Origin of the sequence: Pseudomonas sp. K8 (assembly GCF_014889455.1) — a bacterium.
GTDB classification, from domain to species: Bacteria; Pseudomonadota; Gammaproteobacteria; order Pseudomonadales; family Pseudomonadaceae; genus Aquipseudomonas; species Aquipseudomonas veronii.
The window spans coordinates 1-10,072 of the sequence record NZ_VJWO01000087.1; the positions used below are offsets into that span (position 1 = coordinate 1).

11 protein-coding genes are annotated in these 10,072 nt (G+C 60.8%); 4 read left to right on the forward strand and 7 right to left on the reverse strand.

Annotation, left to right across the window (positions count from 1 at the left end):
• Positions 1-479: 479 nt before the first annotated feature.
• From INT12_RS29765 to INT12_RS29775, 3 genes are all read left to right on the forward strand, one after another.
• Positions 480-1,658, forward strand: coding sequence for a glycosyltransferase family 4 protein (locus INT12_RS29765; protein WP_017847755.1), 1,179 nt, complete (start codon positions 480-482; stop codon positions 1,656-1,658).
• Between the two features lie 264 nt (positions 1,659-1,922).
• On the forward strand, positions 1,923-2,444 hold the full coding sequence (locus INT12_RS29770) for a hypothetical protein (protein ID WP_193059146.1): 522 nt from the start codon (positions 1,923-1,925) through the stop codon (positions 2,442-2,444).
• Between the two features lie 241 nt (positions 2,445-2,685).
• Positions 2,686-2,865, forward strand: coding sequence for a hypothetical protein (locus INT12_RS29775; protein WP_032804636.1), 180 nt, complete (start codon positions 2,686-2,688; stop codon positions 2,863-2,865).
• 49 nt (positions 2,866-2,914) lie between these two features.
• On the opposite strand, the gene INT12_RS29780 is transcribed toward INT12_RS29775, so the two are convergent.
• The 7 genes from INT12_RS29780 to rplU form a co-directional block, all read right to left on the reverse strand.
• A complete protein-coding gene (locus INT12_RS29780; protein WP_017847753.1) occupies positions 2,915-4,018 on the reverse strand; it encodes an NADH:flavin oxidoreductase in 1,104 nt (367 codons plus the stop codon).
• A 219-nt stretch (positions 4,019-4,237) separates the two neighbouring features.
• A complete protein-coding gene (locus INT12_RS29785; RefSeq protein ID WP_017847752.1) occupies positions 4,238-4,720 on the reverse strand; it encodes a glutathione peroxidase in 483 nt (160 codons plus the stop codon).
• Positions 4,721-4,821: 101 nt separating this feature from the next.
• Positions 4,822-5,286 (reverse strand): CreA family protein, encoded by a 465-nt coding sequence (locus INT12_RS29790; protein WP_017847751.1) that lies wholly within the window; start codon positions 5,284-5,286, stop codon positions 4,822-4,824.
• Between the two features lie 16 nt (positions 5,287-5,302).
• Positions 5,303-6,421 carry a glutamate 5-kinase gene (gene proB, locus INT12_RS29795; RefSeq protein ID WP_193040373.1) on the reverse strand — a complete coding sequence of 373 codons (1,119 nt, stop codon included), beginning with the start codon at positions 6,419-6,421 and terminating at the stop codon, positions 5,303-5,305.
• Positions 6,422-6,560: 139 nt separating this feature from the next.
• Positions 6,561-7,784: an Obg family GTPase CgtA gene (gene cgtA, locus INT12_RS29800; protein ID WP_017847749.1), complete on the reverse strand. Its 1,224-nt coding sequence runs from the start codon at positions 7,782-7,784 to the stop codon at positions 6,561-6,563.
• A 193-nt stretch (positions 7,785-7,977) separates the two neighbouring features.
• Positions 7,978-8,253 (reverse strand): 50S ribosomal protein L27, encoded by a 276-nt coding sequence (gene rpmA, locus INT12_RS29805; RefSeq protein WP_007901871.1) that lies wholly within the window; start codon positions 8,251-8,253, stop codon positions 7,978-7,980.
• A gap of 34 nt (positions 8,254-8,287) precedes the next feature.
• A complete protein-coding gene (gene rplU / locus INT12_RS29810; protein WP_017847748.1) occupies positions 8,288-8,602 on the reverse strand; it encodes a 50S ribosomal protein L21 in 315 nt (104 codons plus the stop codon).
• Between the two features lie 239 nt (positions 8,603-8,841).
• Between rplU and INT12_RS29815 the strand changes: the two genes are divergently transcribed.
• Entirely contained in the window at positions 8,842-9,810 is a 969-nt protein-coding gene (locus INT12_RS29815) for a polyprenyl synthetase family protein (RefSeq protein WP_017847747.1), read from the forward strand.
• Positions 9,811-10,072: the final 262 nt, after the last annotated feature.

A 10,072-nucleotide genomic window follows, 5' to 3' on the forward strand; every position in this document is an offset into this window, starting at 1 on the left:
CAAACCCAGCACCCTGGCCCGGCCAGCGTCACAAATGGCAGCCATCCCGCACCCCGCCAAAAAACCGAGCACCCAGGCCCGACGCGCCTCCCAGCTGGCCACCCCGCACCCCACCCAGCGTCCCGCCATCAAAACCAGGACCCTGGTCCGGGCCACTGCTTCCCGACTTTCCATCCAGGGACCAGAATACAAAACCAACAGACAGTAGCTCGATCAGCGTGCCCCCAAACGCGAACGGGACTCTGAACCCTGGCGACCGTGAATTCGGCCCGCAAAATAAAGTGCTCGGTGTGCAAGATCCGAACTATGTCACGCCGTCTAAAATCACCTTCTGAGCCCCCCCCGGCCAGCGATCTGCACAGAGCCGAAGGGCTCTGTGCTTAAAGGATTGGCGCATTGCCGCCCGCCGCCAATGCCCGTCATAAATCCATCATCTGTATGACACATCGGCGACACAGCCCACAGCGACACTGTGGGTCATGACGACAGCTTCGCTTCACATCACTCTGATTACCGAAACCTTCCCGCCAGAGATCAACGGGGTGGCCAATACATTGGGTCGCCTGTGCGAGGGTTTGCGCGCGCGCGGCCATCAGGTCGAACTGGTGCGCCCGCGCCAAGGCATTGACCAAAGCCGCCCCAGCGACAACGAATTGCTGCTGTGCCGCGGCTGGCCGTTGCCCGGCTATCCAGGCCTGCAATGGGGCCAGTCGTCGATGCACAAGCTGCTGCGCCGCTGGACACGCCAACGCCCGGATGTGCTGTACATCGCCACAGAAGGACCGCTCGGGTTGTCGGCACTACGTGCAGCGCGTCGCTTGGGGATCAGCGTGGTCAGCGGTTTTCACACCAATTTCCAGCAGTACTCGAACCAGTACGGCCTGAGCATGTTGAGCCGCGTGGTCACGCACTACCTGCGCTGGTTTCATAACCGCTCGACCTTGACCCTGGTACCCAGCGCCAGCCAACGCCTGGAGCTGGAGCGCCGCCACTTCGAACGCCTGGGGATGTTGTCGCGCGGGGTCGACAGCCAGTTGTTCCACCCGGCCAAGCGCGATAACGCCTTGCGCGAAAGCTGGGGCCTGGGCAATGACGATATTGCAGTGCTGCACGTCGGGCGCCTGGCGCAGGAAAAGAACCTGGGCATGCTCAAGCGCTGCTTCGATGCCTTGCGCAGTACTTATCCACAGCGTCGCCTGCAACTGATCGTGGTCGGCGACGGACCGCAACGCGCGCTGCTCGAACACGACCTGCCGCACGCCATATTCTGCGGCACCCAGCGCGGCGAAGAACTGGCGCGACACTACGCCTCGGGAGACCTGTTCCTGTTTCCCAGCCTGACCGAAACCTTCGGCAACGTGGTGTTGGAAGCCATGGCCTCCGGGCTCGCGGTGGTGGCATATGACCAGGCGGCCGCGACCCAGCATATCCGCCACGGTTACAACGGCGTGCTGGCGATGCCCGGCGATGAGGAAGCGTTCTGCGACGCGGCCAATTGGCTGCTGGAAGATCGCGAGCATTTGCGCAGGGCCCGCCTCAATGCGCGCCATCATGCCAGTCACCAGGGCTGGCCGGCGATCATCGAGCAGTTCGAGAACCAGTTACGCGATGTGTGCGCAGAACCGTTGGCCGCTCCAACGCAGCCTTATGTTCGTTGAACGATCTGCGAATAACGTCAGTTAGTTCGCCGTCCCTCCAGCCTTCCCCCTGAATAACGGCTTCAACATTAGGATTTTTTACCTGAAGCCATCGGAGTCGGCACGCCACAACAGGATATTTCCGGAACGTCGCGCGATTTATCGCCACCTACATGACACCTGCCAAGGAAGAGGTGTCTGTCTCTGGACGCACTCAAAAAAGGCAGGTCATTCATGATGAAACATTAATTAGAGAGCACTATGTCGACACTGATAAATGGATCAATGGCGCTGCGATTCCAACCGTTCAACACGCCCACTCAAGGGCCGACAGACACCTGCCCATCCAACAGCGCCCAGTACGATCACGGACGACCGTCACACCCACAGCCCTATAACGCGAACCACGGCTGGAACCGCCCGCAGCCGGCACGTCCGGGCAACCAATGGCAACGCCCGCAACCGTCGCGCCCTGGAAACGATTGGCAGCCGCCACAGAACGACTGGCAGCGCCCGCCACAAAACGGCGGCTATCGCCCGCAACCCACGCGCCCTGGAAACGACTGGCAGCCGCCGCAGAACGACTGGCAGCGCCCGCCGCACAACGACGGCTATCGCCCGCAACCCACACACCCTGGAAACAACTGGCAGCCGCCGCAGAATCAATGGGAACGTCCGCACAACGGCGGCGGCTATCGCCCACAGTTCACTGACCGCCCGTCAACGCATGACGGTCAAGCATCCTACGCCACCACGCAATATGCAGCGGTCCATTCCGAACGGGCGGAAGATGCCTACTACGGTTAATCCGGATAGGCCAACAACAAGACAATAGGCCTTGAAAAACCCAACGCGCTGAAAACCGGCGGGAGGCCGGGCGCTGTCTACCCGACCTCCCGCCCGAGCTAGCGGACCGTGTTGCACACCGATTGCCATAGGTTGCGCAAGGTTTACTCGATATTTCCCCCTGGAACGGCGAACGGTGGATGACCAATCATTGATACCTGCTGCTAACGCAGGTCCCTTAGATCAATGGAGACCCTGAGATATGGCAATTTACGGAATGGGAGTGCGCAATGGCATCAACATGCCAACCGCAGAGTGGACGCGTCAGCAACAATGGCTGGATCAGTCTCGAGCAGCACCGCCCACTTATGACCAGGCTGCGCGCCAAGACGGGCACAAGACCGATCACCGCCAGGAGCTGCGCAAGTCAGTAGAGTATTGACCGCTCCAACTGAACAGCTCCCGGTGGCAACCACCGGGAGCCCGGCCCGTTACACCAGGGTCGTCAACGCCTCACGACTGAACGGCAAGATGTCGCCCTCACGGTGTTCGCGGACCTTCACCGCCCAATCCGGGTCCACCAGCAGGGCACGGCCGACGGCGACCAGATCAAACTCATCGTTGTTCAAACGCTCCAGCAGCTTCTCCAGGCTGGCCGGTTGCGCAACCTTGTCAGTGTTGACCATAAACTGCAGGAACTCGCCATCCAGGCCGACGCTGCCGACAGTGATGGTCGGCTTGCCGGTGAGCTGGCGGGTCCAGCCGGCCAGGTTGAGGTTGGAACCTTCGAACTCCGGCTCCCAGAAGCGCCGGGTGGAGCAGTGGAAAATATCCACGCCGGCGTCGGACAGCGGCTTGAGAAACTCGCCCAAAGCCTCGGGGGTTTGCACCAGGCGCGCGGTGTAGTCCTGCTGCTTCCACTGGGAAAAACGCAGGATGATCGGAAAATCCGGGCCGACGGCGGCACGGATGGCCTGGATCAGTTCGATGGCAAAACGCGAACGGTTGGCCAGGCTGCCGCCGTATTCGTCGCTGCGTTGGTTGCTGCCTTCCCAGAAGAACTGGTCCACCAGGTAACCATGGGCGCCATGGATCTCCACGCCGTCCATGCCGATGCGCTGGGCGTCCCTGGCCGCCTGGGCGAAGGCGGCAATCACGTCCTTGATGTCCTGATGGGTCATGCCGTGGACAACCACGTTGCCATCCTTGAGTTTTTCCATCGGTCCGTAGGCCGGTACGCTGGCATCCGGCTCGGTACCGATGCGGCGCACGCTGCCCACATGCCACAACTGCGGGACGATCTTGCCGCCTTCGGCATGCACGGCATCGACCACTTTCTTCCAGCCCGCCAGCGCCGCTTCACCATAGAAGTGCGGGACATTGGGATAGCCGTTGGACGCCGGGTGATCGACCACGGTGCCTTCGGTGATGATCAGGCCCACACCCGCCGCGGCACGGCGGCGGTAGTACTCGATGACCTTGGAATTGGGGACGCCGCCCGGGGAAAACGAACGGGTCATCGGCGCCATTACCACACGACTCGACAGTTGCAGCGTTCCGAGGTGGAACGGTTTGAACAAGGCTTGGACAGGCATGGCAACACTCCACGAAAGACGGTTTTTATGATGCCGATAATATGGCGCGTGCAGCGTGCTGAGTAGCACTATTGATCAGGGTGATTAAGGCTTAGAAATGCCGGACACCTGTAGGAGCGAGCTGGCTCGCGAAAATCGTCAACGATAACGCGTTCATACTGGATCAACGCGGTGCGCCTGGATTTTTCGCGAGCACGCTCACGCCTACAGGTCAGGGGATCAGCTCAGGGCTTTTTCGATGGCCTGGACGACGGCCGGATCATCCGGTGCCGTTCGCGGCGAGAAACGCGCAAGCACCCGCCCGTCTTTGCCCAGCAGGAATTTCTCGAAGTTCCAGGTGATGTCCCCAGGAAACTCGGCGCCCTCGCCCGCCAACAAGCGGTACAACTGGTGACGCTCAGGGCCGTTCACATCGAGTTTGCTGCCCAGCGGAAAGCTCACCCCGTAATTGAGGCTGCAGAATTCCTGGATGTCTTTCTCGGTCCCCGGTTCCTGGCCCGCAAACTGGTTGCAGGGCAGGCCGAGTACGGTAAACCCCTGGTCCTTGTACTGCTGATAGAGGTTTTCCAACGCCGCGTATTGCGGGGTCAAGCCACATTTGGAGGCCACGTTGACCACCAGCACAACTTTGCCCTTGAAGGGCGCCAGTGGCAGCTCTTGTCCGTCCAACGCTTTGAGTTTCAGGTCGTGGAAAGCACTCATGACGAACTCCAGATATCCCATGTTCTTTGCATTGCGGCTCTTCGAGATTACAACCCGCAAGCCTGCAATCATAGACGCCGATTACAAAACTCGCCTGCGGATCACTGCGCGGTCGGCCACGGCAAAATCGGAATCGCGGTAACGGCGTTCTGCGGGCTGCCTTCGATCAGGCGGTCGCTGTAGACCAGGTACACCAGGGTATTGCGCTTCTTGTCGAGGAAGCGCACCACCTGCATGGTCTTGAACACCAGCGACGTGCGTTCCTTGAACACTTCGTCGCCATCCTTGAGTTCTCCCTTGAAGCGGATCGGCCCGACCTGGCGACAGGCAATCGACGCCTCGGAGCGGTCTTCGGCCAGGCCCAGGCCGCCTTTGACGCCGCCGGTCTTGGCGCGGGACAGGTAGCAGGTCACGCCATCGACCTTGGGGTCATCGAAGGCTTCGACCACGATCCGGTCGTTGGGGCCGACAAACTTGAACACCGTCGACACCTGGCCGATCTCTTCGGCCGACGCCAGCAACGGCATGGCCAACAGCAGGCCGAGCAATCCCTTCATCACACGCATCGTGTATTCCTTTCGTTTAAACCAGAATCAGGTTGTCGCGGTGGACCAGTTCCGGTTCCGCCATGTAACCCAACAGACCGACAATCGCCTCAGACGACTGCCCGATGATTTTCTGCGCTTCCAACACACTGTAGTTGGCCAGGCCGCGGGCGATCTCACGACCGTCCGGCGCCACGCACACCACCATCTCGCCACGGCGGAAGCTGCCCTGCACCAACTTGACGCCCACCGGCAGCAGGCTCTTGTGACCCAGGGACAACGCCGTCACGGCGCCATCGTCGAGTACCAGGGTGCCGCGGGTCTGCAAATGCCCGGCCAGCCACTGCTTGCGCGCGGCCAGCATGCCGCGTTCCGGCGACAGCAGCGTACCGATGCGCTCACCGGCCTTGAGGCGGTCGAGCACGCGCTCCAGGCGCCCGCCGACGATGATCGTGTGGGCACCCGAACGCGCCGCCAGGCGCGCCGCACGCAGCTTGGTCTGCATGCCGCCACGGCCCAGCGCGCCGCCGACGCTGCCGGCCACGGCGTCCAGCGCCGGGTCATCGGCGCGGGCTTCGTAGATCAATTTGGCGTCGGGGTTGGTGCGCGGGTCGGCGTCGAACATGCCGTCGCGGTCGGTGAGGATCACCAACAGGTCGGCTTCCACCAGGTTGGCCACCAGGGCGGCCAGGGTGTCGTTGTCGCCGAAACGGATTTCGTCGGTGACCACCGTGTCGTTTTCGTTGATCACCGGGATCGCCTTGAGCTCCACCAGCGCGCGCAACGTACTGCGGGCGTTGAGGTAGCGCTTGCGGTCGGACAGGTCGTCGTGGGTCAGCAGGATCTGCGCGGTGTGAAGGCCGTGCTCGGCGAAGCTGGATTCCCAGGCTTGCACCAGGCCCATCTGACCGATGGCGGCAGCGGCTTGCAGTTCGTGCATCGCGCTGGGTCGCGCGGTCCAGCCGAGGCGGCTCATTCCGGCGGCAACCGCTCCGGACGAGACCAGCACCAACTCGACGCCGGCCTCATGCAAGGCCACCATCTGCTCGACCCACACGCTCATGGCTGCGCGATCCAGCCCTTTGCCATCCGCCGTCAGCAACGCACTTCCGATCTTTACGACCCAGCGCTGCGCACCTGTCACTTTGCTCCGCATCATCTTCAACCTTAGTTAGAGGGCGGGACGCGACCCAGCGCCGCCCATAACGTTATTCGTGACTACATTCGTGACTGCAGGTATCCCCAGATACCAAAACGCCGCTCGAGTGAGCGGCGCTTAAGTTTACTGCAACGAATCAGTCGCGCACGTAAATGATTTCCGGACCGTCTTCATCATCCACGTCTTCTTCGTCCCAATCATCGTCGCCGATGTCATGGACCGACTTCACGCCGCTGCGGCGCAAGGCACGCTGGTCGTCCAGGGCTTGCAGCTGGGCGCGGGCTTCGTCTTCGATGCGCTGGTCGAGCTCGGCGAGTTCGGCCTTGAACACCGGGTCGGCCGCCAGGCGGTCGGCGCGGTCTTCCAGGTAACGCATGATGTCGCGGGTCAGGCGCTCGGTGCCTTCTTTGGCGATAGCCGAGATCACGTAGACCGGACCGGTCCACTCCAGGCGATCGACGATTTCCTTGACGCGCTCCTCGTGCTCTTCCTCGAGGATCTGGTCGCACTTGTTCAGCACCAGCCAGCGATCACGCTCTGCCAGGGACGGGCTGAACTTGGTCAGTTCGTTGACGATCACTTCGGCGGCGTCCGGTGCGCTGGTGTCATCCAGCGGCGCCATGTCGACGAGGTGCAGCAGCAAACGGGTACGCGACAAGTGCTTGAGGAAACGGATACCCAGGCCGGCGCCTTCAGAAGCCCCTTCGATCAGGCCGGGAATGTCGGCGATCACGAAGCTTTTCCAACGATCGACGCTGACCACGCCCAGGTTTGGCACCAGGGTGGTGAACGGGTAGTCGGCGACTTTCGGCTTGGCGGCCGAGACCGAGCGGATGAAGGTACTTTTGCCGGCGTTCGGCAGGCCCAACAGGCCCACGTCGGCCAATACTTTCATTTCCAGCTTGAGGTCACGCTGCTCGCCCGGCTTGCCTGGCGTGGTCTGGCGTGGCGCACGGTTGGTACTGGACTTGAAACGGGTGTTACCCAGACCGTGCCAGCCGCCCTGCACAACCATCAGCTTCTGGCCGGCCTTGGTCAGGTCGCCGATCACTTCCTGGGTCGCAGAGTCGATGATCGTGGTGCCGACCGGTACGCGCAGCACCATGTCTTCACCTTTTTTACCGGTGCAATCGGTGCTGCCGCCGTTGGAACCACGCTCGGCATCGAAGTGCCGGGTGTAACGGTAGTCCACCAGGGTGTTGAGGTTTTCGTCGGCCATCATGTAGATGGAACCGCCGTCACCGCCGTCACCGCCGTTGGGGCCACCGTTTTCGATGAATTTTTCGCGACGGAAACTCATGCAACCGTTACCGCCGTCGCCTGCTTTTACTCGGATGGAAACTTCATCAACGAACTTCATAACAAAACGCCTCTCGCCGCACGGACGAGCTTAAGAAACCAAGACATAAGACTCTTGCAAAAATGAGCGCAGCGACCTCAATCAACGACCGCAAATCCAGCGCTTGAGCTCATTACAAACAGCTTTGCAAGAGACTCACTCCACAAACGAAAAAGCCCCGTCGCGAGACAGGGCTTTTCCAGCAACTACGTAATTATGCCGCGACGACGTCAGTCTTCGGGACGATGCTCACGTAACGGCGACCGAAGGCGCCTTTTACTTCGAACTTGATCACGCCGTCGATTTTAGCGAACAGAGTGTGATCTTTACCCATGCCAACACCGTAACCGGCGTGGAATTGGGTGCCGCGCTGACGCACGATGATGTTGCCCGGAATGATAACCTGGCCGCCATACATCTTCACGCCAAGGCGTTTGGCTTCTGAGTCGCGACCGTTACGGGTACTACCACCAGCTTTTTTGTGTGCCATGAGTCAATTCTCCTAGTGAGGAATTAGGCTGAAATTAAGCCTGAATACCGGTGATTTTGATCTCGGTGTACCACTGGCGGTGGCCCATACGCTTCATGTGGTGCTTACGACGACGGAACTTGATGATGCGGACTTTATCGTGACGACCTTGGGAGATCACTTCAGCCACAACGGTAGCGCCAGCAACAACTGGAGCGCCAATGTTCACGTCATCGCCATTGGCGACCAACAGAACGCGATCAAAAGTCACGGAGTCGCCGGTAGCGAGTTCCAGTTTTTCGATCTTCAGGTATTCACCTGGGGCGACCTTGTATTGCTTGCCACCAGTAACAATTACTGCGTACGACATGGTATTTCTCCGATAATCCTGCTCACCCAGCGCTTTATAAGAAGAGGTATTGGCTGGCATGGCTGCATGGGATGGACGTCCCGAATGCAATTGCGTAAGGCAGGTGCTGCCCAGGAAGTTCAGGGTGCGCGATTGTACGCAAGGCGCGGATACGTTGCAAGAGGCCGTCTATCGCGCCTTGACACTGCGGGGTCAGGGTCCTAGCATGCCGCGCAACCCTTCTGGAGCGACTGTCGCTGATGCAACCCCAAGCTTTCTACCGCGCGGTCGCGGACGATTTTAGCGCCGTCGACGGCATCATCAAGCAGCAGCTGACGTCTAAAGTGCCGCTGGTCTCCAAAATTGGCGACTACATTACGTCGGCGGGCGGTAAACGCCTGCGTCCTTTATTAGTGTTGCTGTGCGGCAAGGCCCTAGGCCGCGAAGGCGATGACCTGCGCCTGCTGGCTGCCACCATCGAGTTCCTGCACACCGCGACCCTGCTGCACGACGACGTGGTCGACATGTCCGGCATGCGCCGTGGTCGCGAGACCGCCAACGCGATGTGGGGCAACGCCCCGAGCGTGCTGGTCGGCGACTTCCTGTACTCGCGCTCGTTCGAAATGATGGTCGAACTGGGCTCGATGCCGGTGATGAAGATTCTTTCACAGGCCACGCGCATCATCGCCGAAGGCGAAGTGTTGCAGTTGTCGAAGGTGCGTGACGCCAGCACCACCGAAGAAACCTACATGGAAGTGATTCGCGGCAAAACCGCGATGCTCTTCGAAGCCTCGACCCACAGCGCCGCCGCCCTGTGCCAAGCCACGGCCGAGCAGGCCGAAGCCCTGCGCACCTTCGGCGACCACCTGGGCGTGGCGTTCCAACTGGTGGACGACCTGCTCGACTACCGTGGCGACGCCGAGACCCTGGGCAAGAACGTCGGCGACGACCTGGCCGAGGGCAAGCCGACCTTGCCGCTGATCTACACCATGCGCGAAGGCACGCCGGAACAGGCGGCCCTGGTACGCAAGGCGATCCAGAAAGGCGGGATCGAAGACCTGGAAAGCATCCGCGCCGCCGTGGAAGCCTCCGGCGCCCTGGACTACACCGCCCACCTGGCGCGTGACTACGTGGCCCGTGCGATCAAGTGCCTGGACGCCCTCCCCGCCAGCGAATACCGGGACGCCCTGGTCGAGCTGAGCGAGTTCGCGGTCGCGCGCACGCACTAGAAATACCAAATGTGGGAGGGGGCTTGCCCCCGATAGCGGTGGATCAGTCAACTTATGCTTAGACTGAAATACCGCCATCGGGGGCAAGCCCCCTCCCACATTTAGTTTGTATTACCAATCCAAGACCGCGCCCTGTGTAGTGGTCAACTAATCCCGGACACGACGTTAAGTTTTTTCTCGGCCTGAGCCGGTGGCAGCCCACCATTAAATTGGTGCGGTCGAATCCAGTTGTATCGGTGCATCAAAAAATGACTGATATCCC

Coding starts and splice junctions, on each gene's coding strand:
- cgtA (WP_017847749.1), bottom strand. CDS start 7,784: ATGAAGTTCGTTGATGAAGTTTCCATCCGAGTAAAAGCAGGCGACGGC.
- INT12_RS29775 (WP_032804636.1), top strand. CDS start 2,686: ATGGCAATTTACGGAATGGGAGTGCGCAATGGCATCAACATGCCAACC.
- INT12_RS29815 (WP_017847747.1), top strand. CDS start 8,842: ATGCAACCCCAAGCTTTCTACCGCGCGGTCGCGGACGATTTTAGCGCC.
- rplU (WP_017847748.1), bottom strand. CDS start 8,602: ATGTCGTACGCAGTAATTGTTACTGGTGGCAAGCAATACAAGGTCGCC.
- INT12_RS29765 (WP_017847755.1), top strand. CDS start 480: ATGACGACAGCTTCGCTTCACATCACTCTGATTACCGAAACCTTCCCG.
- rpmA (WP_007901871.1), bottom strand. CDS start 8,253: ATGGCACACAAAAAAGCTGGTGGTAGTACCCGTAACGGTCGCGACTCA.
- INT12_RS29780 (WP_017847753.1), bottom strand. CDS start 4,018: ATGCCTGTCCAAGCCTTGTTCAAACCGTTCCACCTCGGAACGCTGCAA.
- INT12_RS29785 (WP_017847752.1), bottom strand. CDS start 4,720: ATGAGTGCTTTCCACGACCTGAAACTCAAAGCGTTGGACGGACAAGAG.
- INT12_RS29790 (WP_017847751.1), bottom strand. CDS start 5,286: ATGCGTGTGATGAAGGGATTGCTCGGCCTGCTGTTGGCCATGCCGTTG.
- INT12_RS29770 (WP_193059146.1), top strand. CDS start 1,923: ATGGCGCTGCGATTCCAACCGTTCAACACGCCCACTCAAGGGCCGACA.
- proB (WP_193040373.1), bottom strand. CDS start 6,421: ATGCGGAGCAAAGTGACAGGTGCGCAGCGCTGGGTCGTAAAGATCGGA.